The organism is Desulfovibrio sp. ZJ369 (assembly GCF_011039085.1).
Lineage (GTDB): Bacteria > Desulfobacterota > Desulfovibrionia > Desulfovibrionales > Desulfovibrionaceae > Desulfovibrio.
On sequence record NZ_JAAKEI010000002.1, the window covers coordinates 46,305 to 69,214 of the forward strand.

The window sequence follows — 22,910 nt, forward strand, 5'->3', positions numbered from 1 at the left end:
ATCGGGTCTCTTAGAATACGCCGGGCAGTTTGATGCCCCCGGAAATAGCGTTCATCTCGCGCTCCAGGGTCTCGCGGGCAATGCGCCCGGCCTCGTTGACAGCGGCCAGGATAAGATCCTGAAGCATTTCCACGTCGCCGCCTTCCAGCGCTTTGGGATCGATAATCAGCTTGCGCAGCTCCTGCCTGCCGGAAACCTCGGCCTTGACCATGCCGCCGCCGCTGGCCGCCTCGTAAGAGCGCTCGGCCATCTCCTGTTGCAGTTTGGACAGTTTGCCTTGCATGACCTGTGCCTGGCGCAGGATGTCGTTCATATTACGCATGGTTTGCTCCTTGAAAGCTTAAGATTTGATTTCAGTGCAATGCTCAATGGAAGCCTTGAGCACTTCCAGGCAGGGTTGCAGCTCGGGTTTTTTGCTGAACTCCGCAATGAGCTCTGGCTCGCTGCGCGTCGGACGCGGGGCGAGCAGCTCCAGTTGCGGCTCCCGCAGGCCGTAGGCCCGGAGCGCCGCTTCCAGCGCGCCGCGTTGTTTCTCCAGTTGGTGCAGCAGGGTTTCCGCCCTGGGCGTCAGGCGCAGACGCTCCCCCTGCCAGTCCGCGCGCGCGGCGCGCAGCAGATGCTGTGCAGGCGCGGGCCGCCCGGCCGCCTGCTCGGCCGCGCAAAATTCGCAAAAGGCCTGCCAGTCCGGCTGAAAACCGGGAGCCGCGACGCCAGGCGGCGTGGGGAAATGTTCTTCCGCATGTCCGGCTGCCGGAGCCGGGCGCTGCTCCGGCGGCGCATCAGCCGCAGTTGCGCGCGGCATGGCCTGCGTTTCTTCCCCGGCTTTTTCCGGCCGGAGGGGAGAGGGCGCAGCTTGTTTCAGTCCGGAATCCGGGCCGGATTCAGAAGGAGGCTCCGGCCGGGATCGCGGAGCGGCCTCAGCTCCGGGCTTTGGCCCTGCGGGAGCTTCTTCCGGCGGCATGGGCGGCACAGCGGAAGCGGCAGGCCCACGGCTTTGCGGCGGAGGCGCGGCCGCGGGGGCGTTTTCCGACCCCGGTGGGGGCGAAGCTCCGGGAACGGCACTGGAGCCGGACGCCTCAGCCCTTGCCGGGCCGCGGTCCGCCTGGCGGTCCGGCAGGCAATCCAGGGGCAGCAGTTGCGGCAGGAGGGCCAGATTGAGCAGCAGCAGCTCAAGCGCGGCCGCCGGTTCCGGGCTTTGCACAATGCCGCGCTGGGCATCCAGCGTCATCTGCCAGGCCGCGTGCAGATGCCCGGCGGAAAAGCGCGGGGCCAGCTCCTGCCAGAGCGCGGCCTCATCCGCGGGCAGTTGCAGACTTTGCAGCATGGCTTTGCCGCCCTGGCGCAGCAGAAAAAGGTTGCGCAGATTCCCGGCCAGCTCGCGCGTGAAAAAACCGATGTCAATGCCCTGCCGGAGAATCTCGCGGCACAGCCCGGCCACAGCCCCGCAATCCCGCTCAAGCAGGGCGTCAAACAGGCGGCTGAACACTTCCCGGCCTGCCAGGCCGAGAACTTCGCGGGTCATGGCCGCGGTCAGGCTTTCGCCGCCCAGAGCCAGCGCCTGATCCAGCAGGGACATGCCGTCGCGCACGCTGCCCGCCGCGCGGCGGGCGATGAGGCGCAGCGCGCTCTCCTCAAAAGGTATGCCTTCTTTCTGCAGCACCGCGGTCAAATGGGCCAGGAGCGCCTCTTCGCTCAGATGCCGGAAAACAAAGTGCTGGCAGCGGCTGACGATGGTCACCGGGAATTTGTGGGCCTCGGTGGTGGCGAAGATGAAAACCACGCGCTCCGGCGGCTCTTCCAACGTCTTGAGCAGGGCGTTGAAGGCGTTGCGGGTGAGCATGTGGGCTTCGTCGATAATGAAGATTTTGTAACGGCCTTCCATGGGCGCGTAACCGATGGTCTCGCGCAGGGAACGGGCGTCTTCAACGCTGTTGTTGGACGCGCCGTCGATTTCGGTCACGTCCACATGGCCGCCCTGGGTGATCTTGCGGCATTGGGCGCACTCGTTGCAGGGTTCGGGGCCGGGCGCGTGCTCGCAGTTGAGAGCCTTGGCGAAAATGCGGGCAATGGTGGTCTTGCCCACGCCGCGCGTGCCGCTTAAAAGATAGGCGGCCGCCGGGCGATCTTCGGCCGCGGCGCGGGAGAGCACGGCCTTGACCATGTCCTGCCCGGCCACCTGGGCGAAGGTCTGGGGGCGGTAACGCGTTGCGAGAGACAGATGCTTCATGAGGAGCTGCCGCCGCTCAGGCGCGGCCGGGCGCTGTGCTTTCGCGATCCGTCAGGGGAAACGTGCCTTGCGGTGCGGCCGTGGGCCATGCGCTGGCCTGATCCGCAAGGGTTCGTTCTTCCCGTGGACGTTGAAACGTTGCAGCGCCCCGTCGCGCCTGAAGGCCGGGAAAGGTTTGTTGCGCGCTATACAGTGTAATGATGCAGCCAGCCGGCATACTTGGGATTCTCGCCTTTCACGGCTTTAAAAAATTCCGCCTGTAAATGTTTGGTCACCGGGCCCGCGTGCCCTTGACCTATCTGGCGGTGATCCAGCTCGCGGATGGGCGTAAGCTCGGCCGCCGTGCCGGTAAAGAAGGCCTCATCCGCAATGTAGAACTCGTCGCGGGTAAACTGCTGCTCTTCCACCGCATAGCCCAGGTCGCGGGCCACGGTCATCACCGACTGGCGCGTAATGCCGCCGAGAATGGAAGTCCAGGGGGTTGTCTTGATCAGCCCGTCGCGCACGATGAAAATATTTTCGCCCGTGGCTTCGGAAACAAAGCCGTTGGTATCCAGCATCACGGCCTCGTCGTAGCCATCTTCCCTGGCTTCGATCTTGGCCAGAATGGAGTTGATGTAATTGCCGGAAGCCTTGGCTTTGGACATGCTGGTGTTCACATGGCTGCGCGCAAAGGAGCTTGTTTTGACCCGGATGCCTTTTTCCAGGGCCTCGGCGCCCAGATAGGCTCCCCACGGCCAGACCGCGATGATCGTCTGCACGGCGTTGCTGCCGGGGTAGACGCCCATTTCGCCCCGCCCCACAAAGGAGAGCGGGCGGATATAGCCTTCGGGCAGCTTGTTGGCTTCCAGGGTTTCAATGCAGGCCCTGGCGAGTTCTTCGGCGTTGTAAGGGAGGTCCATGCGCAGAATTTTGGCGGAATTGAGCATGCGCTTGCAATGATCCTCCAGGCGGAAGACCGCGGAGGTCCCGTCGGCGCAGGCATAGGCCCGGATGCCTTCAAAAATGGCGCTGCCGTAGTGCAAGGCATGCGTGAGAACATGAACCTGGGCTTCTTCCCAGGGAACCATTTTCCCGTCGAACCAGATGAACTTCGTTGTCTGCATGGCTTAACCTCGCAAAAACCGCTGTGTGGGACGCCGTGCCTCGCCGGGCCGCTGCCGGGCGCGGGGGCGCAATTCCCGAAAACTACTGAAAAGCGGCGGAGATGGCAAGCCTTGTCAGCCGACCGCCGAGAGGGTAGAACGGCCCTGGCCGGGAAGGGCCGGGCGGTCTGCGTCCAGACCCCGGCACGACCCAAAACTGCGCAACGACAAGCAGCGCTGAGAGGCGGAAATCATGAATGAAAGCACGGTCCTGGGCATTGACGCGGGCGGCACGCATACCGACGCGGTGCTGATTACGACGCGGGGGACACAACTGCGGCTTGCGGCCGCGGCCAAGGTCCCCACCCGGCATGAGGATTTGCCCGCTTCGGTGCGGGACGTGCTGGCGGAGCTGGCCCGGACCCTCGGCAGCGACGGCAGGGCCTTGTTGGGCGGCGTGCGGCGCGTGACCCTGGGCACGACGCTGGCCGTCAATGCCCTGGTGCAGGGCCGCGCCGACAGCGTGGGTCTGGCGCTTTCCGCCGGGCCGGGCCTGGATCCGGGCCGCTTCGGCCTGGGCGGGCATGTCTGCGTGGCGCCCGGCGGTCTGGATCATCGGGGCGTGGAAGTGAGCCCCCTGCAAGCGGCCGGGCTGGCCGGCCAGGCGGCGCGCTGGCAAGAGCAGGGCGTGACCGCCGCGGCCTGCGTGGGTAAGTTTTCCCCCCGCAATCCGGCCCATGAGCAGGCCATGAGCGCCGCGCTCCTGAAGGGCGCGAAACTGCGGATCACGCTGGGGCACAGGCTTTCGGGCCGCCTGAACTTTCCGCGCCGCATCGCCACGGCCTATTACAATGCCGCTGTGGAGCGCCTGCACAACAATTTTCTGGATGCCGTGGAAGCGGCGCTGGCCGGGGCGGGCGTGCGCGCGTCGGTCAGCCTGCTCAAAGCCGACGGCGGGGCCGTGCCCGTCTCCCTTTCGCGGCGCGAGCCCGTGCAGTCGATTCTCTCCGGCCCGGCGGCCAGCGTGATGGGCGTCATGGCCCTCTGTCCGGGCCTTGCGCAAGGCTGCGCTCTTTTGCTGGATATGGGCGGCACCACCACGGACATGGCTGTTTTTGCCCACGGCTCGCCGGTCGTCGATCGTGACGGGATGCGGCTTGAAGGCCGTCGCACTCTGGTGCGGGCGCTGGCTTCCGTCTCCATCGGCGTCGGCGGGGATTCGCTGCTCAGCGTTGCGGGCGCGGGACAGGACGCGCGCGTGCGCACAGGCCCGCTGCGCGAGGGGCCCGCGCTGGCCTTCGGCGGCAACCGGCCCACCTTGCTGGACGCGCTCAATGTCGTGAACGATGCGCAAAGCGGCTCCACTGCCGGGGAGGATGAAGGTCTGCGCGGCACAATGGCGGGCAATGCCGCGGCGTCCCGCGCGGGCGTGGCGGCACTGGCCGCCACCTGCGGTCTTGCGCCCGAAGTTCTGGCCCGACGCGCCGTGGACGACGCGCTGGATCAGATCCGGCTGGCCGCGCGGGATTTGATCGAAACGGTCAATGCGGGGCCGGTGTATACCCTGGCCGCGCTCAAGGCCGCGCGGGAAGTCCGGCCCGATCGCCTCGTGCTGGTGGGCGGCCCGGCGGACTGCATCCGCGGGAGGCTGGCCGCGGCCTTTGGTCTGCCGGTGGAAAGTCCGGCCAATGCGGCGGTTGCCAATGCCGTGGGCGCGGCCCTGACCCTGCCCACCGCGGCCCTTGAGATCTACGCGGACACCGGCAGGGGCGTCTTGCGCGCGCCTGCGCTGGATCTGGAAGAGCGCATCGGCAAGGGCTATACCCTGAATGCGGCCGAGCGGCGCGCCGCGGATCTGCTTACGGCCCGCCTGGCGGGCGAGGGCGTGCCTGAGGCGGCCGTGGAAATCACGGAGGCCGACCTGTTCGCCACCCTGGACGACGGCGGTTATGGCAGCAAGGATATCCGGGTCGCCTGCCAGGTGGTGCCGGGCATTGCCGGCAGGCTCTGAAGGCGGGGCTGCCCGACGGAAACGAATGTCATGCAGATTGTTCTTTTTGAGCCGGAAATACCTCCCAATACCGGCAATATCGCCCGGCTCTGCGCGGCCACGGGCACATGCCTGAACCTCATTGAGCCTTTGGGCTTCAAGCTGGAAAACCGTTACCTCAGGCGCGCGGGCCTGGACTACTGGCCCAATGTGGAGCTGCGCGTCTGGCCGGACTGGGACGCCTTTGCGGCGCAAGGGCAGCAGGGCGGCCGCCTGGTGCTGACGTCAGCCAAAGAGGCCGCAACGTGCGCGCCGCTGCAGCATTTCGCCTTTGAGCGCGCCGACTGCCTGGTTTTCGGCCCTGAGACGCGCGGCCTGCCGCCGGACATTCTGGCCCGTTCGCCGCATCGGGTGCGTATTCCCATGCTGGAAGGGGGCGTGCGCAGCCTGAATCTTTCCACAGCCGCGGGTATCGTGCTCTACATGGCCCTGGCCCGTTGCGGCCTGCTGGAGGCCTGGGCGTGACTTACGGTTTGTACAGCGTCTGGGAATGCTGGTGGCTCGCGCCGCTGGCGCTGCTGCTGGATCTGTGCCTGGGCGATCCCAAACTGCCCTGGCCGCATCCAGTCTGCCTTGCGGGTCGCCTTCTGGCCCGCCTGGAAGGCCCGGCGCGGCATTGGATGGAGCGGGGCGGGGCAGAAAGACGCCCCTGGCGCGGGCGGCTGGCCGGGCTGTGCGCGCTGCTTGTTCTGGTCTGTTGCACCGGCCTTGCGGTCTGGCTGTTGATCGGCCTGCCGCTGATCGGGCCGTTGCTGGCCGTCTACCTGGCCTGGGCCGGTCTGGCTCTGGGCAGCCTGCTGGGTACGGGCCGGGAAGTGCTGCGCCGGGTGGAAAGCCGTCCCGTGCCCGATGCGCGCGAGGCCGTGTCCTGGCTGGTCAGCCGCGACACCAGCCGCATGGATCGCCCGCTGTTGCGCAAGACGCTGGCTGACACGCTTTCGGAAAATCTCACCGACGCGCTGCTGGCCCCGTTTTTCTGGCTTTTGCTGGCCGGGCCCGTGGGTTTGTGGTGCTACAAGGCCGTAAGCACCACGGATTCCATGTGGGGGTATATGACGGAGAAGTGGCGCTGGCTGGGCTGGGCCGGGGCGCGCGGGGACGATCTGCTGGCTTTTGTCCCGGCGCGGTTCTCTGTCGTTGCGCTCTGGTTCACGGATCGCTGTTTTCGGAGCGGGCTTTTTTTCGTGCGCGCGGCGGCAAGGTTCAGGCCGGGCGCGGACAAAAAGCGGTATCAGGCGATGAATAGTGCTCAAAGCGCGTTCGGGCAGCCGCCGCGCGACGAAGTACAATCTCCGGCGGGGCGGGCTGGGGGCTTTCACCCTTTGCGGCAATGCCGCTCGCAGGTGCAGAAGGTTCTGACAGGCAATGGCGCGGCCTTGCCCTGGGATGGCCTGTGGCCGGGTTTCGGGGTCATTGCGCGGCAGGCCGCGGGCATGCCCAGCCCCAATTCCGGCTGGCCCATGACAGCCTGCGCCTGGCTTTGCCGGGCGCGCATGGCCGGGCCTTCCGTCTACTTCGGCGCGCTCACGCCCAAGCCCTGGCTGGGGCCGCCCGAAAGCGAGGCGGCCCCCTGGGATGCGGCGCGGCTGCTGGCGCTCTGCGCGCTCTTGCGCTATAGCGCCCTGTGTGGGGCCCTGCTTCTCTGGCTGGGATGCCTCGCGCTTTGTTTTTTTTCTCTTTCGTAGCCTGTCACGCATACCGTTACAGGCTGCCGGCGTCAGCCCTCATTGCAATGCCGTCTGCGCAACGCCGTCTGCGCAACGCCGTCCGCCAAAAAGCTGTCTTTTTCCGTGCGGCGGCGTTATACTGAGGACTGACATTAGCCGCCGCCCGGAAATCCGGCGCGCCGCCAAAGACGGCGCAGATGCAGCCGGAGCGACCGAAGGAGCCTTTGAAAAAGCGTAGCGTTTCAAAAGCAATATACTCTGGAAGGACGTTCACATGCTTCTGGCCGCATTGTACGCCGCGTGTCTGGTGGTGGGTTTTCTGTGCGGAGCCACGGGCGTGGGCGGCGTGCTGATCCCGCCCCTGCTGGTCCTGCTCAGCGGTCTTGAGACTCATACGGCCATGGGCACGTCTCTGGCCAACATGTTTTTTCTCACCGTTGTGGGCACCTGGATGTTTCAGCGTCTGGGTCTGATCAACTGGCGGGAGGCCATTCCCCTGGTGCTGGGCGGCGGCCTGGCGGGCTGGCCCGGCGCCTGGTGCAACGCCCGCCTGGATTCCGGGCCGCTGATCTCCATTTTGGGCGTGGTGATTGTGCTGGCCGGGGTCTGCGCGCTCCGGCCCCCTTCCGCTGCCGCGGCCGAGAACGCGTATCCTTTCTGGCACGGCCGCACGGGGCTGTTTTGCGTGGGCGCGGCCATCGGCTTTATTGCCGGGCTGACCGGCGTGGGCGGCGGCGTGCTTTCCGTGCCCTGGATGATCATTGTGGGCTATGCGCCGCTCGTGGCCGTGGCCCTGTCCATGCCCTTTCAGGTTCTGGCCACCTTTTCCGGCTCTCTGGCCAATGTGGCGGGCGGATATCTGGATTATGAGCTTTTGCCCGGCCTGACGCTGGTTGTGCTTTTCGGCTTCTGGTGGGGCGTGGCCGCGGCCCGGCGCATTCCGCCGCTGCTCCTGCGCCGGATCATCGGCCTGGTCTGCTGCGGGCTGGGCGTTTTTTTGCTTGTGCGCCAGCTTGCGAGCTAGCATACTGGACGCGAAATGATGGCAGCGAAGTGATTGAAAATGGATATTTTCAATCAAAAAATGCTCTAGCCTCAAACCAGTCCCGCGCCCTATGAATATCGCCGCTGTTTTCATCCGCCGTCCGGTCGCCACGGCCCTGATCATGCTGGGCATGCTTTTCTTCGGCGTTACGGGTTATGTGAACCTGCCGGTCAACCAATTGCCCAATGTGGATTTTCCCACCATCCAGGTCAGGGCCGATCTGCCCGGCGCGGATCCGGAAACCATGGCCGCCTCCGTGGCCACGCCTCTGGAAAAGGAATTTTTCACCATTGCGGGCATTGATTCCATTTCTTCGGTCAATGCCGTCGGGCGCACGCGGATCACCATCCAGTTCGCCCTGGATCGCGATATCGACGCCGCGGCCCTGGATGTGCAATCGGCCATCGGCCTGGCCCAGCGCCGCCTGCCCGCGAGCATGACCACGCCGCCGAGCTTCCGCAAGGTCAATCCCGCGGACATGCCCATTCTCTATCTGCGCGTTTCCTCGCCCACCTTGCCCCTCTATTCCCTCAACGAATACGCGGATACGCTCATCGGCCAGCGATTGTCCATGGTCGAGGGCGTGGCCCAGGTGGTGATCTACGGTCAGAAAAAATATGCCGTGCGCGTGCAACTGGACCCTGACGAGCTGGCCTCGCGCGGCCTGGGCATTGATGAGGTGGCCGACGCTGTGATGGCCGCCAACAGCAAACTGCCCACAGGAACCCTGGAAGGCGCGAGCCGGGCCAGTTCGATCAAGGCATCGGGCCAGCTTGAAAACGCGCGGGCCTTCCGCGACGTGGTGGTGGCCTACCGCAACGGCGCGCCCGTGCGCCTGCGCGATCTGGGCACGGTTGTGGACAGCGTGGAGCAGGACAAGCAGATCTCCTGGAGCAACGGCGGCGCGCCCAGCATCACCCTGGCCGTGGAGCGCCAGCCCGGCACCAACACCGTGCGGGTGGTGGACGCCATCCGTCGATTGCTGCCCGCCCTGGAGCGCCAGTTGCCGCCCTCGGTCAAGGTGGATATTTTTTACGACAGCTCGGAATCCATCCGCGAGTCCGTGGCCGACGTGAAGTTCACGCTGCTGCTCACGGTCTTTCTGGTGGTGCTGGTGATCTTTCTCTTTCTGCGCAACCTGCCCGCCACGATCATTCCGAGCCTGGCCCTGCCCATGTCGGTGATCTCCACCTTCGCGATCATGGCCGTGCTGGGCTACAGCCTGGACAATCTTTCGCTCATGGCCCTGACCCTGGCCGTGGGCTTTGTGGTGGACGACGCCATCGTCATGCTTGAAAACATCGTCCGCCATCAGGAAATGGGCAAGGATCCCCTCACGGCCGCCCATGACGGCTCCGCGGAAATCGGCTTCACCATCGTGTCCATGACGATTTCTCTGGCCGCGGTGTTCATTCCGGTGCTGTTCATGGGCGGCATCGTGGGGCGGCTCTTCCGCGAGTTCGCGGTGGTGATCATCACGGCCATCCTTTGCTCCGGCGTGGTTTCGCTCACGCTCACGCCCATGCTCTGCGCCTATTTTCTCAAAGCCGGGCAAAAGCACAAGGCCGGCTACGAAGGAATGTACGGCAAACTGGAGCGAATGTTCGACCGTCTGGCCCAACTCTATGCCAAATCCCTGGACTGTGTGCTGCGACGCCGCGCGGCGGCCTTGTGGGCCTCGCTGGGCCTTCTGGCGCTGACCGTCTGGCTGGGCATGGCCATGCCCAAGGGTTTTCTGCCCTCCGAGGACATGGGCTTTCTGGTGGCCAGCACCGAAGCCGATCAGGGCGTTTCCTTTCAGGGCATGGTGCAGGCCCAGCACAGTCTGGACGCCTTGCTGGAAAAAGAGCCGCATGTAGCCATGTACAATTCCGTGGTGGGCATTGTGGGCGCCAGCCAGAGCATGAACAACGGCATACTCCTCATGCACCTCAAGCCCCACGACGAGCGGCCGGGCATTGAAAGCGTGGCCCAGCGCCTGCGCCGGGAGCTGAACGCCTCCCCGGCCCTGCGGGTCTTTGTGCGCGTGCCCCCGGCCATCAACATCGGCGGGCGCTCTTCCAAGGCGCTGTACCAGTACACGCTGTCCGGGCCGGACATGGAGGCCCTGTACGACAGCGCCCAGAAGGTGGAGGACGCCCTGCGCGCGCTGCCGCAGATCCAGGACGTGAACAGCGATCTGCAACTCAAGAATCCCGAACTGCGCGTGAGCATCGACCGCAACCGCGCCGCGGCCCTGGGCGTGAGCCCGCAGCAGATCGAGCTGGCCCTGCAATCGGCGTACGGCTCGCGCGAGATTTCCACCATTTACGCGCCCACCAATGATTATACGGTGTTCGTGGAACTGCAGAAACGCTTCCAGCAGGACAGTTCGGCTCTTTCCCGCCTGTATGTGCGTTCCCGCGACGGCGCTCTGGTGCCCCTGGATGCCCTGGCCACGCTTTCGCCGGGCGTGGGGCCCATTGCCGTGAACCACAATGGCCAGTTCCCGGCCGTGACCATTTCCTACAATCTGCGGCCCGGCGTGGCCCTGAGCCAGGGCGTCGCGGCCGTGGAAGCCACGGCCCGGCCGCTGCTGCCCGATTCCGTAAGCGCCCAGTCCCAGGGCACTGCCCAGGCTTTTCAAAACTCCCTGCAGGGCATGGGCTGGCTTTTGATCCTGGCTATTGTGGTCATTTATCTGGTGCTGGGCATTTTGTACGAGAGCTTCATCCATCCCCTGACCATCCTTTCGGGCCTGCCCTCGGCAGGCTTTGGCGCTCTGGTCACGCTCTGGCTGTTCGGCCTGGAGCTGGATCTCTACGGTTTTGTGGGCGTGATCATGCTGCTGGGCATTGTCAAGAAAAACGCGATCATGATGCTGGATTTCGCCCTGGAGGCCCAGCGCCGCGATCCCTCGGTCACGCCCCTGGCCGCCATCACCGAGGGCTGCCGGGTGCGTTTTCGGCCGATTATGATGACGACCATGGCCGCGCTGATGGGCGCGCTGCCCATTGCCATCGGCATCGGAGCCGGAGCCGAGGCGCGGCGGCCCCTGGGCCTGGCCGTGGTGGGCGGCTTGTGCTTTTCGCAGATCGTGACCCTGTATATCACGCCGGTCTATTATTTTTATATGGAAAAGCTTTCCCGCCGCCTGAATCGCAACTATGGCTCCCGTTTCCAGGCAGGCGGCGCCGCGCCTGAGGGCCGCCCGGATGCGGAGCCTGGCCGGTGTTGACAGAAAACCGCCCCGGCCCTACCTTTAGCGATATGCCCTGACAGGCCCTGGACCGCCGACAGGCTAACTAAAGGACGTAGTCATGCCTTTGTGCAGCGTTGAAGAAGCCGTTGCCGACATCCGGCAAGGGAAAATGGTTATTCTTGTGGACGATGAGGATCGCGAGAACGAAGGCGATCTGACCATGGCCGCCGAGCACGTCACGCCCGAGGCCGTCAATTTCATGGCCAGATACGGGCGCGGGCTGATCTGCCTGCCCATGGCCCCGGAGCTTGTCGACCGCCTGCGACTGCCGTTGATGACCCAGCGCAACGGCTCCCGCTTTGGCACCAATTTCACGGTTTCCATTGAGGCCCGCGAGGGCATTACCACCGGCATTTCCGCGGCTGACCGCGCCACCACGATCCAGGCCGCGGTGGCCGATCAGGCGCGGCCAGAGGATATCGTCACGCCCGGGCATGTCTTTCCGCTCAAGGCCAGGGCAGGCGGCGTGCTTTCCCGCGCCGGGCAGACCGAAGGCGGCGTGGATCTGGCCCGCCTGGCCGGGCTCAAGCCCGCGGCCGTGATCTGCGAGATCATGCGCGACGACGGCAGCATGGCCCGCATGCCGGATCTGGAAGCCTTCGCCGCCGAGCACGGCCTTAAGATCGCGGCGGTCAAGGATCTGATCCGCTATCGCCTGAGCAGGGGGCAGGTTTCGGTGCGCTGCGACGCGCACGCCCATCTGCCGAGCATGTTCGGGGACTTTACGGTCTATGCCTATGAAAGCGACACCGAGCCCGGCACGCATCTGGCTCTGGTCAAGGGGGACATTGGCGGGCCGGAGCCCGTGCTCACCCGCGTGCACAGCCAGTGTCTGACCGGCGACGCGCTGGGCTCCCTGCGCTGCGACTGCCGGGGCCAGCTCGGCGCGGCCCTGCGCCAGATCGAGCAGGAGGGGCGCGGCGTGCTGCTCTATATGCGCCAGGAGGGGCGCGGCATTGGCCTGGCCAATAAAATCCGCGCCTATGCCCTGCAGGATCAGGGCTATGACACGGTGGAGGCCAATCGCAAACTGGGCTTCCCCGACGATCTGCGCGATTACGGCACGGGCGCGCAAATCCTGGTGGATTTGGGCATCCACAAAATCCGCCTGCTGACCAACAATCCCAAAAAAATCGTGGGCCTTTCGGGCTACGGCATTGAAATCGTGGAGCGCGTGCCCATTGAGGTCGAAGCCTGCCCGGAAAACGAGACATACCTGCGCACCAAGAAAGAAAAAATGGCGCATCTGCTCACCGGCGTATGCTGCCGCTGATTGTGGAGCAATCACGGCACAGGCGGGCGTTGGGAAGTCAAAAAGGATTTTTTGGTCATGCGCTGGCATCGTGTAACGGCACACGATGCCAGCCCCTTTTTACGCGTCCTGCACGCCCTGTTCGTGCTTTTTGTGCTTCTGCCAGTGGTTCTTTTGCTGACAGGGTATTGGACAGGGCATGGCGGCCTGTTCCTTAGAGCATTTTGCTTTTGAAATTATTCAATTTCAAAAGCAAAATGCTCTAAGGCGGATTTCGTCATGTCTCTACTTTTTCTAAATATTTCAATGACATTTCCGATTGCCTGCGCCAAGTAAGGATATTCTTTCATCCTTGAAGGCTACATAAAAACTTGACTAAAAATGGGAGCTATAATAGCCAAATGGGAGCCATAGGGCACAAATCTTTATTATTAGCGAGAAGCATTGAAAATGAATAGGTTCAAAATACTTGTTTCTATATTACTTATATTTTGTATAATGTCATTCTTTTGCTATTTAACTCCATTAGTTTTTGATGACTTTGGCTACGGAGCAGATGGTTCAAGCCTAAAAGAAATGTTCATAGCACAAGTACATGAACATCTTACATGGAGCGGTAAATTCATAGGTCATTTCATGGCCAGAGTTTTATTGCATGGCCCCTCATGGCTTCATCCCATTCTTTCCCCGCTCATATTCATCGGTTGTATCTTTTCTGGCGTGATTTTAACTCTTGGCATAAACTGGCGCGATAAAATACAGTCATGGCAGATAATCCTTTTGTCAGGACTTACTTGGTTCGCTTTACCAGCTTTCGGAACAGTGTTCTTCTGGCGAACAGCAACTCCTGACTATGGGTACAGTTTGTTCTTTGCAACCACATTTCTCATTCCATATCGTTTCTGGATTGACAAGAAAGACTACAGATTTTCTGGCGGTCTTTTATATTTCTTCGCTGGCATATTAGCTGGCTGGAGCAATGAGAATGTAGGGATGCTGTCTATCCTCCTCGCTTCAGGTGTAACTATTTATCGCTTTCGCACACAGAAAAGGATTTCTCTTTGGGCTGTGGCAGGTATAGCAGGCGCTCTATCCGGTTGGCTGCTTATGATGACAGCCCCAGCCAACGCAATACGGCTGACACGACTTGGAGGCATTGAAAAGATTCCAGTCTTTTCTGCCGAATCGTTCCAAAGATTCCTAACATTCTGGGGTTCGCAGCAGATAGAAATAGTACCTTATGTCCTTGTCAGCATCGCTTGTATCTGGATACTTCACAGACAACACAGACTGACAATAGCAAGTATTCTGCCAGGTCTAACATTTTTCCTCATGTCGCAAGCGAGCCTTGCCGCTTTTGTTTTCAGCCCATCAACACCATACAGGGCAATGACAGCGACATTCTTCTACCAGGCATGTAGTTGTTTCGCATTTATCGTAGCAACAAACGCAAAGAGTACTTTCTCAAAACTAATTTATGCTGCTTTTTGCGGCATTTTCATGTTTAGCATAATAATAGAAGCCAACACATTCATTAAAGCGCAGCCATCAATAGCCCAACGAAATGAGGCAATGGAAAATGGCACACTAACAGCGGAATCATTCAATTATCCAAGGACAGATAAATACTTCTTTCCAACATACGATATTATCGAAATCAACGCATATCCTGAATTAAGGAGGTATCAGATGATACCTTGGGACAAAGCTACACCTTTGAATGTAGAGGGAAGCTCATCAGTTAAAGCCCTTGTCATTAGCAACATGGTTTACTTGGAGAACCTTCCTCAAGGAGAGGTGTACATAGCAGCAATAGCACAGAGACAAACCTTGGCAAGTGCTATCCAATATCTTTTGCGCTTCATATCCCCTCTTGGAAAGACAGCTTCTTCATCCGAAGTCGCTTCAAGATATGCACTCGCTTCAACCAAAGTAACCAGTGAAGGAAAAGCTATCCTCCATATTCCAGGGGTTGCTAAATTGGAGGATTTAGCCTATGTTTGCAACAAGAATAAATGGAAGGCTTTCGTATGGCAGTCCCGTGAAGATTAGCCTATTACTTAACTGGCCTGTTCAATTTATAACATATAACCAACGAAGATAACAATTGCTGACGCAAATTACAATGAAATAATGTTATAGCTGTCCAGTTAGCAACAGCCGCAACGCAATTAGTATCTCAAAAAATTATGCAACCTAAGGACGCAGTTAATGCTGTATGGGATATATTCATCAGCTACAAAAACGCACTTAGATGGAGACGTTCATCCGTCAAAGGAGAATCAGTAAAAATTTCGTTTGCTTCTTTTGAAGAAAGCGACCAATTGTGCCGCAAGATCATTTTCTTTGCCTTTTCTTGCGGCACACCCCAGTTAATCAGAAATTGCAAAGTTTCTTCCATTTCCTTGAGTTGTTCCTTGTTATCAAATATTGACATTCTTTTTCTCCTTTCCCTACCTAAACCAGCATCCATCCCTCCTTAACAAGGCAGCTTATACTTCTTCAGCCATCATGCTTGCTTGACGGCATTAGAGCAATTTCACTTTGAAATTGCTCTGCTGACGCGAAAGCGGCAGCCGCCGCAACGCGGCGTACATTCAGGCGAAAACCGCGTTTTTCGCCTGAATGCCACCTTTGACTTTCAGAAAAAGTCAAAGGTGATCTGCTCTAGGGCCTGTTCACGCTTATCAGAAAAAACCTTGTTTTTTCGGGGCACTGCCTCGTAATTTTGCCGGGGAAGGGATTTTCGTTGAACTCTTTAAAATAGTTGAGAATGCGCAGGATAGTGCTAACACGCCCCAGGGCGTTTTGCTAGAGCATTTTTACTTTGAAAATGCTCTGCTGACGCGAAAGCGGCAGCCGCCGCAACGCGGCGTACATTCAGGCGAAAACCGCGTTTTTCGCCTGAATGCCACCTTTGACTTTCATAAAAAGTCAAAGGTAATCTGCTCTAATAAAATTAGCTAAACGCTCCCGCGGCCGCCAGAGCGGTTGCCGTTTTCAGCAGCAAACCGCTCTACGGCAGGAATCTTCTGCATTTTCTCCTCGTAACGTCTTGACGAAAGCCAACTTCAGACCCACTTACCAGGTAACTGCGAGTGTATGTCGCAGCAACTCAGGAGGGAGGGCACATGCAATATTGGCTTTTTAAAACCGAACCCGGCTGCTTTTCCTGGCAGGATCTGGAAAACTCCCCGGACCGGACCACTTCCTGGGATGGCGTGCGCAATTATCAGGCGCGCAATTTCATGCGGGCCATGCGTGTCGGAGAGCGCGCCTTCTTTTACCACAGCGGCAAACACCCGGCCATTGTGGGCATTGTGGAAGTGGCGCGGCCTGCCTATGCCGATCACACCGCCCAAGACCCGGAAAACCGGCATTTCGATCCCAAGGCTTCGCCTGAAAAGCCGATCTGGGAGATGGTGGACGTGCGCGCCCTGTGCGCTCTGCCAAAGCCCTTGAGCCGCAGGGAACTGGCGGCATGTCCGCAACTGGCGGGCATGGAGCTGATGAAAAAGGGCAGCCGCCTTTCCGTGCAGCCTGTTACGGCCGCGGCCTTTACGTTTATTTGCGCCCTGGCGGGCCTGCCGGACGCGGCAACATCGGCCGGCGAGGCAGAAGCCCAGAGCGTTTCAAAAGCACTGTGCTCCAGGGCTCAACTGTAGCCGCGGCGCAGGAGAAAGCATGTCACCTTTCAAAAGAACTCCGGTCCGGGACAAATCAGCTATGCTGATGGTGATACCACTCTTTTAAGCGACTTCCGCTTTGCAAAACAGGCAAAACAGGCTATAGAATTTCTTCCCACTACGATCGTTGCTCGGTCATGCGGCAACAGCTTTTTCTGGTGGCCGCCAGCCGGATTGCGCGGCGCGCCGCTCGGTTTGCCGCAAAGCCCCCGGCCCCAGCACCCCGCAGATGCGGGCAAATGGGGGATGCTCCGGATCGGCGCGAGAATGCGCCATCCGCTTTCATAATCTCTACGCGCGTGCAAGGAGACCCCTATGGCAAGCCAGGCCCTGATTAAGGATTTTGAAGCTCTGATCGGCAAGGAAAACGTCTTCAGCTCGGAAGCGGATCTGCAAAGCTACTCCTATGATTCGGCAGTGCTCACGTCTGTTGTCCCGGCTCTGGTTGTGCGCCCGACCAGTACCGAGCAGCTGGGGCAGTGCGTCAAGAAGCTCTACGACAACGGCATTCCCATGACCGTGCGCGGCGCGGGCACCAATCTGTCGGGAGGGACCATCCCGGATCAGAGCGACACGGTGGTGGTGCTGACCAACGGCCTGAACCGCATCCTGGAAATTAATCCCAATGACCTCTATGCCGTGGTGGAGCCGGGCGTGGTCACTGCGGACTTTGCCGCTGCCGTGGCCAAAAAGAATCTTTTTTACCCGCCGGATCCCGGTTCTCAGGCCGTGTCCACCATTGGCGGCAATATTGCGGAAAACGCCGGGGGCCTGCGCGGGCTCAAATACGGCGTGACCAAGGATTACGTCATGGGCATTGAGTTTTTCGACGCCACCGGCGCAATAGTCAAATCCGGCTCGCGCACCGTGAAGTGCGTCACCGGCTATAATCTGGCGGGCATGATGATCCAGTCCGAAGGCACGCTGGGCGTTATTTCCCAGGCCGTGCTGAAGCTGGTTCCCTCGCCCAGAGCCTCCAAGGCGCTGATGGCGGTCTTTGACGACATGCAGAAGGCGGCCGAGGCCGTGGCCGGGATCATTGCGGCCCATGTGCTGCCCTGTACCCTGGAATTTCTGGACAACAACACCATTGTGCGCGTGGACGACTTCACCAGGGCCGGTCTGCCGCGCGAGGCCGCGGCCATCCTGCTCATCGAAGTGGACGGGCATCCCGCCCAGGTGGCGGACGACGCGGCGGCCGTGGAAAAGGTGCTCAAGGAAAACGGCGCTACCGCCGTGCATGTGCCGAAAGACGCCGATGAAAAATTCAAGCTCTGGGAGGCCCGGCGCATGGCTTTGCCCGTGCTGGCCCGCTGCCGTCCCACCACCGTGCTGGAAGACGCCACTGTGCCCCGCTCGCAGATCCCGGCCATGATGAAGGCCGTCAATGCCATTGCCGCCAAATACAAGGTGGAGGTGGGCACCTTCGGCCATGCCGGGGACGGCAATCTGCACCCCACCTTCCTTTGCGACAAGCGCGACGCCGAAGAGTTCAAGCGGGTGGAGGCGGCCATCGACGAGATGTTTGACGTGGCCATCAAGCTTCAGGGCACGCTTTCCGGCGAACACGGCATCGGCACGGCCAAGGCCAGGTGGATGGAAAAGGAAACCTCGCGCGGCACCATTTTGTTTTCGCAGCGCCTGCGCCGGGCCCTGGACCCCAAGGGCCTCCTGAACGCCACAAAGCTTGTGGGCATTTAACGCGCGTCAGGGAGGACGGACAGGTTGGCGATATACGCCGCAAAGCGGCGTTGCGCCGTGGACGGCGCGCACGCGCCAGGCAAAAAAGCGCGAAAACCGCATTTTTGCCGCGGGAGTCAATCCCGCCCGCGCATGTTTTTTTAGATTGCAGCCTGGGCGGCAGCTTCAGCCGTTCGCCGGAACTGGTTCCCTGCCGGGCTTCTCGTGAACGGCGCCGCCGGGGCGCGCACAGCGCGCGCTCGCGCGTGCTTTGCATGTGCGCTTTTTTGGGCGCGTGACAGGGCCCGCATCCTTATTCCGGGAATTCCGGCCGGGCTGGGGCCGGTCGGCCACAGGAGCGAGATATGAATACATTACAGGAACTGGCCCGGCGTCTCATGGCGCTGGACGACAGGATCACCGCCTGCATGAGGTGCGGCATGTGCCAGGCCGTCTGCCCCATGTTCGGGGCCAGCGGCATGGAGGCCGATGTGGCCCGGGGCAAATTGGCGCTGGTCAACAATCTGGCCCATGAAATGATTAAAAATCCACAGGGCGTGGCCGACAAGCTCGGGCGTTGCCTGCTCTGCGGCTCCTGCCAGGCCGCCTGCCCGCCCGGCGTGAAGATTATGGAAGTCTTCATGGAGGCCCGTGAAGTGGTCAATGCCTTCATTGGCCTGCATCCCATGAAAAAAATGATTTTCCGCACGGTTCTGCCCAAGCCGGGATTTTTCAATTTCGCCATGCGCGTGGGCGCGCCCATGCAGGGGCTGATCTTCCGCAAGACCGGCGACGCTCAGGGCACGGTCTGCGCGCCCATGCTCAACTTCATGCTGGGCGACAGGCATATGCGGCCTCTGGCCAAAAAGCCGCTGCACGCGATCCACGGCGCGCTTGACGAGCCGCGGCTTCCGGCCGGAAAGGACGGCAGCCGGGGCGGCCTGAAAGTCGCTTTTTATCCGGGCTGTCTGGGCGACAAAATGTATACGGGCATGTCCGAAGCCTGCCTCAAGGTGCTCAGGCATCACAAGGTGGCCGTGTTCATGCCCAGGGGATTGGCCTGTTGCGGCATCCCCGCGCTTTCCTCGGGCGACGCCGAGGGCATGCTGCGGCAGATGCGCGTCAACCTGGCTGTGCTCAAAGAGGGCGATTTTGATTATTTGCTGAGCCCCTGCGCTTCCTGCACGGCCACCATCAAGGAACTCTGGCCGCGCTACGCCGGGCGCCTGGGCAGCCTGGAGAAAAAGCAGGCCGAGGATCTGGCGGCCAGGACCCTGGACATCAACGCCTTTCTGGTGGACGTGCTCCATGTGACGCCTGCGCACAGCGCGCCTGATGCAATGACCGTCACCTACCATGATTCCTGCCATCTCAAAAAATCCCTGGGCGTATCCGCGCAGCCGCGCGCGCTGATTGCCGCCAATCCCGCTTACAAGCTCATCGAAATGGAGGAGGCGGATCGCTGCTGCGGCTGCGGCGGCTCTTTCAACCTTTTTCACTACGACTACTCCCGCAAGATCGGGCAACGCAAGCGTGACAATGTGGTGGCAACAGGCGCGCAGGTGGCGGCGGCGGGTTGCCCGGCCTGCATGATGCAGCTTGAGGACGTGCTTTCACACAACAATGATCCCGTAGTTGTCAAGCATCCTGTTGAAATCTATGCGGAAAGTATTAGATCGTTTAGCTAATGAAATTAGCTAAACGATCTGGCGACAGCGTTAGCTGGCGTCCGCGCCGAATGAGCGTCCAGACCGCGTTCTGGACGCGAAATGATGGCAGCGAAGTGATTGAAAATGGATATTTTCAATCAAAAAATGCTCTAAGTAAGGCAAAGGAGGAGGGCGTGCGCGCCGGGTCGGAGCCGCGCTCTTCCGGGAGCCTGGCCGAACGGCTTGCAGGATCCTTTGCGCAGTTGAAGTATCATGCCACGCGCGGGCAGGAGGATCTTTCCGCGCGGTTTCTGCGGTTCGTCCGCCCCATGTGTTGACGAAAAAGGAGTTTTCTATGTCACCTGTCAATCAGGAACTGGTCGAAGCCTTTTCCGCCAAAGCCGCCGCAGTCAATGCCGTGGTGCAGGAAGCGCCGTCCATGTCGGCGGCCCTGCAGTATGTGCTGGATGTCTGCGAAAGCAAGACCCCCGCCGAGCTTCTGGCTGACGAGCCCGACGCGGAACAAGGCCCGCTCGGCCCCAACAAGGTGCCCACGCGCGTCAAACGCATTGTGGCCGCCCCGGATCTGGACGATGCGGATTTCGCGGAGCTTGCCGAGGCCTGCGCCCAAAAAGGCGTGCTCTGCATCCGTAACGGTCTGCGCAAGCATCTGGCCGGCATCGACGTGGGCCTTTCCCGCGCGGAGCTGGGCGTGGCCGGCAGCGGCACCTGCCTGATGAACACCGACAACGAGGACGCGCGCCTGGCCGGGATGATCTCCGAAATCCATGTGATTTTGCTGCGCAAGTCCGACATTTACCCGGATTTGCCTTCCATCGCCCAGCGTTTGCGCGAGCGTATGAATCAGGCGCCCGCCACCTACACCACGCTGATCACCGGTCCGAGCCGCACCGCGGACATTGAGCGGGTGGCTGCCGTGGGCGTGCACGGCCCGCTGGAACTGCACATCATTCTTCTGGAGGACTGAGCTCATGCATGAAGCCCCCAAAACCCTTGCCAACTATCGCAAGCAAATCGACGAAGCGCTGCAGGACGACTTTCTGCGGCGCACGCTGGATACTTTTGCCGTGGCCTACCGCGCCAACCGCGAGGCCGTTTTTCAGGATGTGGACGAACGCAGGCTGATCGCCCAGATCGCCGAGGCCAAGGATTACGCCTGCCAGCATATGGAAGAGCTGTACGCGCAATTCAAGGAGCAGGCGGAAAAGCGCGGCGTGCATGTGCACCGCGCGGCCACGGCCGAGGAGGCCAACCGGATTATCGCCCGCATCGCCAAAGAAAATAACGTCAAGCGGGTGGTCAAATCCAAATCCATGACCGCGGAGGAGATTCAGCTCAATCCCGCCCTGGAGGCCGAGGGCCTGATCGTGGACGAGACCGACCTTGGGGAGTGGATCATCCAACTGCGCCATGAAGGCCCCTCGCACATGGTCATGCCCGCCATTCACCTTTCGCGCTACCAGGTGGCCGACGATTTCACCAAGGCCACGGGCGAGAAACAGGAAACGGACGTGCAGAAGCTGGTCAAAGTGGCCCGCGTGCAGTTGCGCCGCAAGTTCATCGCCGCGGATATGGGCGTGAGCGGCTGCAACTTCGCGGTGGCCGAAAACGGCGCAGTATCCACAGTGACCAACGAGGGCAATGCCCGCATGGTCACCACCCTGCCGCGCGTGCATGTGGCCATTGCCGGGCTGGACAAGCTGATCCCCACGCTGGATCAGGCGCTCACCGCCCTGCTGGTGCTGCCGCGCAACGCCACGGCCCAGCGCCTGACCTCCTATGTGACCTGGATGTGCGGGGCGGGCCCCTGCGCGGCCAATGCGGACAACAAGAAGATCATGCATGTGGTCTTTCTGGACAACGGCCGCACGGAGATCGCCAAGGATCCGCTCTTCTCCCAGATCTTCCGCTGCGTGCGCTGCGGGGCCTGCGCCAATGTCTGCCCGGTGTTCCGCCTGGTGGGCGGGCATAAGATGGGTTACATCTACATCGGCGCCATCGGCCTGATCCTGACCTATTTCTTCCACGGCAAGGACAAGGCCAAGGTGCTCTGCCAGAACTGCGTGGGCTGCGAGGCCTGCAAGAACGTCTGCGCCGGCGGCATTGACCTGCCGCGTCTGATCCGCGAAATACGCAGCCGCCTCACGGACGAGCAGGGCGGCGGGGCCCAGGCCGCGTTGCTGGCTTCGGTGATGAAGAACCGCAAGCTCTTCCACAGCCTGCTCAAATTCGCCAAATACGCGCAGAAGCCCCTTACCGGCGGCACGCAGTTCCAGCGCCATCTGCCCGCCATCTTCCTCGGCAAGCACGGCTTCAAGGCTTTGCCGGCCATTGCCGGCAAGTCGTTCCGGGATCGCTGGCCGGAAATTGCGCCCAAGGCAGTGAACCCGCGGTTCCGCGTGGCGCTTTTCGGCGGCTGCGCCCAGGATTTCGTCTATCCCGAGCAGCTTGAGGCCTGCGTGCAAATTCTGGCCGCCAGGGACGTGGCCGTGGACTTTCCGCTGGAACAGAGCTGCTGCGGCCTGCCCCTGGAGATGATGGGCCAGCGCAAAACCTCGCTGGAAGTGGCCAGGCAGAACATAAGAGCCTTCAGCGCGGGCAACTATGACTACATTATTACGCTCTGCGCGAGCTGCGCTTCGCATCTCAAGCACAGCTACCCCGAACTTCTGGCCGATGACCCCATGCAGGCGGACGCGAAGGCCTTTGCGGACAAGATCATTGATTTCAGCTCCTTTGTGCACGACAAGCTGGGGCTCAAAGCCGAGGATTTCGTCAACTCCGGCGAAAAAGTGACCTACCATGCCTCCTGCCATTTGTGCCGCGGGCTGGGCGTCAAGGAGGCCCCGCGCGAGCTGATAGCGGACGCGGCCCGGTATGTGCCCTGCGAGGAGGAAGAGGTCTGCTGCGGCTTCGGCGGCACCTATTCCATGAAGTTCCCGGAAATTTCCGGGCAGTTGCTGGACAAGAAACTGAAAAACATCCGCGAGACCAGGGCGACCCGCATGGTGGTGGATTGCCCGGGCTGCGTCATGCAGCTACGGGGCGGCGCCGAAAAGCAGGGGCTCAACGTCAAGGTCGATCACATTGCGGAGCTGCTGGCCCAAAATCTGAAACGCTGATCCCTGAATGCCGCGCGCCGTCCTGCTTCAGGCAGGGCGGCGCATTTCAGGGCAGTGGCAACGTGAAAATGCTCCGCTGACGCTCACAGCGAAGTGATTGAAAATGGATATTTTCAATCAAAAAATTCTCTAGTGCGGGGGGCGCGCCGTGTTTGCAAAAAAAAGCGGCGCGCCCTTGCTTTTTT

The 22,910-nt window shown here is 61.1% G+C and carries 16 protein-coding genes; 12 read left to right on the plus strand and 4 right to left on the minus strand.

The features are described from left to right. Window positions 1-10 precede the first annotated feature (10 nt). From G7Y51_RS00860 to G7Y51_RS00870, 3 genes are all read right to left on the minus strand, one after another. The gene (locus G7Y51_RS00860; protein WP_165064876.1) at window positions 11-322 is read right to left on the minus strand and encodes a YbaB/EbfC family nucleoid-associated protein; all 312 of its coding nucleotides are present in this window, start codon (window positions 320-322) and stop codon (window positions 11-13) included. 18 nt (window positions 323-340) lie between these two features. Continuing rightward, window positions 341-2,227: a DNA polymerase III subunit gamma/tau gene (gene dnaX / locus G7Y51_RS00865; RefSeq protein WP_165174536.1), complete on the minus strand. Its 1,887-nt coding sequence runs from the start codon at window positions 2,225-2,227 to the stop codon at window positions 341-343. 185 nt (window positions 2,228-2,412) lie between these two features. Further along, a complete protein-coding gene (locus tag G7Y51_RS00870; RefSeq protein WP_165174537.1) occupies window positions 2,413-3,333 on the minus strand; it encodes a branched-chain amino acid transaminase in 921 nt (306 codons plus the stop codon). Window positions 3,334-3,565: 232 nt separating this feature from the next. Here G7Y51_RS00870 and G7Y51_RS00875 point away from each other — a divergent pair, with 232 nt between their 5' ends. The 7 genes from G7Y51_RS00875 (at window position 3,566) to G7Y51_RS00905 (ending at window position 14,619) form a co-directional block, all read left to right on the plus strand. Continuing rightward, window positions 3,566-5,323: a hydantoinase/oxoprolinase family protein gene (locus G7Y51_RS00875; RefSeq protein WP_165174538.1), complete on the plus strand. Its 1,758-nt coding sequence runs from the start codon at window positions 3,566-3,568 to the stop codon at window positions 5,321-5,323. A 30-nt stretch (window positions 5,324-5,353) separates the two neighbouring features. Beyond that, window positions 5,354-5,827 (plus strand): tRNA (cytidine(34)-2'-O)-methyltransferase, encoded by a 474-nt coding sequence (locus G7Y51_RS00880; RefSeq protein WP_165174539.1) that lies wholly within the window; start codon window positions 5,354-5,356, stop codon window positions 5,825-5,827. Beyond that, the gene (locus G7Y51_RS00885; RefSeq protein ID WP_165174540.1) at window positions 5,824-7,047 is read left to right on the plus strand and encodes a CobD/CbiB family cobalamin biosynthesis protein; all 1,224 of its coding nucleotides are present in this window, start codon (window positions 5,824-5,826) and stop codon (window positions 7,045-7,047) included. Before G7Y51_RS00880 ends, G7Y51_RS00885 begins: the two co-directional genes overlap by 4 nt. A gap of 256 nt (window positions 7,048-7,303) precedes the next feature. Further along, entirely contained in the window at window positions 7,304-8,053 is a 750-nt protein-coding gene (locus tag G7Y51_RS00890; protein WP_165174541.1) for a sulfite exporter TauE/SafE family protein, read from the plus strand. Window positions 8,054-8,144: 91 nt separating this feature from the next. Continuing rightward, on the plus strand, window positions 8,145-11,291 hold the full coding sequence (locus G7Y51_RS00895) for an efflux RND transporter permease subunit (RefSeq protein WP_165174542.1): 3,147 nt from the start codon (window positions 8,145-8,147) through the stop codon (window positions 11,289-11,291). An 82-nt stretch (window positions 11,292-11,373) separates the two neighbouring features. Next, on the plus strand, window positions 11,374-12,588 hold the full coding sequence (locus G7Y51_RS00900) for a bifunctional 3,4-dihydroxy-2-butanone-4-phosphate synthase/GTP cyclohydrolase II (protein WP_165174543.1): 1,215 nt from the start codon (window positions 11,374-11,376) through the stop codon (window positions 12,586-12,588). Between the two features lie 429 nt (window positions 12,589-13,017). Further along, window positions 13,018-14,619, plus strand: coding sequence for a DUF6056 family protein (locus G7Y51_RS00905; RefSeq protein WP_165064901.1), 1,602 nt, complete (start codon window positions 13,018-13,020; stop codon window positions 14,617-14,619). A 184-nt stretch (window positions 14,620-14,803) separates the two neighbouring features. Here the strand turns inward: G7Y51_RS00905 and G7Y51_RS00910 are convergent, their stop codons facing one another. Next, window positions 14,804-15,004, minus strand: a complete 201-nt coding sequence (locus G7Y51_RS00910) for a hypothetical protein (RefSeq protein WP_165064904.1) — start codon at window positions 15,002-15,004, stop codon at window positions 14,804-14,806. Between the two features lie 694 nt (window positions 15,005-15,698). On the opposite strand from G7Y51_RS00910, the gene G7Y51_RS00915 reads away from it, so the two are divergent. The 5 genes from G7Y51_RS00915 (at window position 15,699) to ldhH (ending at window position 22,725) form a co-directional block, all read left to right on the plus strand. Beyond that, entirely contained in the window at window positions 15,699-16,232 is a 534-nt protein-coding gene (locus G7Y51_RS00915) for an EVE domain-containing protein (RefSeq protein WP_165174544.1), read from the plus strand. 336 nt (window positions 16,233-16,568) lie between these two features. Then, window positions 16,569-17,954: an FAD-linked oxidase C-terminal domain-containing protein gene (locus tag G7Y51_RS00920; RefSeq protein ID WP_165174545.1), complete on the plus strand. Its 1,386-nt coding sequence runs from the start codon at window positions 16,569-16,571 to the stop codon at window positions 17,952-17,954. A gap of 344 nt (window positions 17,955-18,298) precedes the next feature. After that, window positions 18,299-19,621 carry a (Fe-S)-binding protein gene (locus G7Y51_RS00925; RefSeq protein WP_165174546.1) on the plus strand — a complete coding sequence of 441 codons (1,323 nt, stop codon included), beginning with the start codon at window positions 18,299-18,301 and terminating at the stop codon, window positions 19,619-19,621. 316 nt (window positions 19,622-19,937) lie between these two features. Then, window positions 19,938-20,570, plus strand: coding sequence for a lactate utilization protein (locus G7Y51_RS00935; protein ID WP_165174548.1), 633 nt, complete (start codon window positions 19,938-19,940; stop codon window positions 20,568-20,570). A gap of 4 nt (window positions 20,571-20,574) precedes the next feature. Continuing rightward, window positions 20,575-22,725, plus strand: coding sequence for an L-lactate dehydrogenase (quinone) large subunit LdhH (gene ldhH / locus G7Y51_RS00940; RefSeq protein ID WP_165174549.1), 2,151 nt, complete (start codon window positions 20,575-20,577; stop codon window positions 22,723-22,725). Window positions 22,726-22,910 lie beyond the last annotated feature (185 nt).

Bases quoted from the DNA above. Each gene is read 5' to 3' on its own strand.
- G7Y51_RS00920 (WP_165174545.1), top strand. From the start codon at position 16,569: ATGGCAAGCCAGGCCCTGATTAAGGATTTTGAAGCTCTGATCGGCAAG.
- G7Y51_RS00915 (WP_165174544.1), top strand. From the start codon at position 15,699: ATGCAATATTGGCTTTTTAAAACCGAACCCGGCTGCTTTTCCTGGCAG.
- G7Y51_RS00860 (WP_165064876.1), bottom strand. From the start codon at position 322: ATGCGTAATATGAACGACATCCTGCGCCAGGCACAGGTCATGCAAGGC.
- G7Y51_RS00875 (WP_165174538.1), top strand. From the start codon at position 3,566: ATGAATGAAAGCACGGTCCTGGGCATTGACGCGGGCGGCACGCATACC.
- G7Y51_RS00935 (WP_165174548.1), top strand. From the start codon at position 19,938: ATGTCACCTGTCAATCAGGAACTGGTCGAAGCCTTTTCCGCCAAAGCC.
- G7Y51_RS00880 (WP_165174539.1), top strand. From the start codon at position 5,354: ATGCAGATTGTTCTTTTTGAGCCGGAAATACCTCCCAATACCGGCAAT.
- G7Y51_RS00925 (WP_165174546.1), top strand. From the start codon at position 18,299: ATGAATACATTACAGGAACTGGCCCGGCGTCTCATGGCGCTGGACGAC.
- G7Y51_RS00910 (WP_165064904.1), bottom strand. From the start codon at position 15,004: ATGTCAATATTTGATAACAAGGAACAACTCAAGGAAATGGAAGAAACT.
- G7Y51_RS00905 (WP_165064901.1), top strand. From the start codon at position 13,018: ATGAATAGGTTCAAAATACTTGTTTCTATATTACTTATATTTTGTATA.
- G7Y51_RS00870 (WP_165174537.1), bottom strand. From the start codon at position 3,333: ATGCAGACAACGAAGTTCATCTGGTTCGACGGGAAAATGGTTCCCTGG.
- G7Y51_RS00890 (WP_165174541.1), top strand. From the start codon at position 7,304: ATGCTTCTGGCCGCATTGTACGCCGCGTGTCTGGTGGTGGGTTTTCTG.
- G7Y51_RS00895 (WP_165174542.1), top strand. From the start codon at position 8,145: ATGAATATCGCCGCTGTTTTCATCCGCCGTCCGGTCGCCACGGCCCTG.
- ldhH (WP_165174549.1), top strand. From the start codon at position 20,575: ATGCATGAAGCCCCCAAAACCCTTGCCAACTATCGCAAGCAAATCGAC.
- dnaX (WP_165174536.1), bottom strand. From the start codon at position 2,227: ATGAAGCATCTGTCTCTCGCAACGCGTTACCGCCCCCAGACCTTCGCC.
- G7Y51_RS00900 (WP_165174543.1), top strand. From the start codon at position 11,374: ATGCCTTTGTGCAGCGTTGAAGAAGCCGTTGCCGACATCCGGCAAGGG.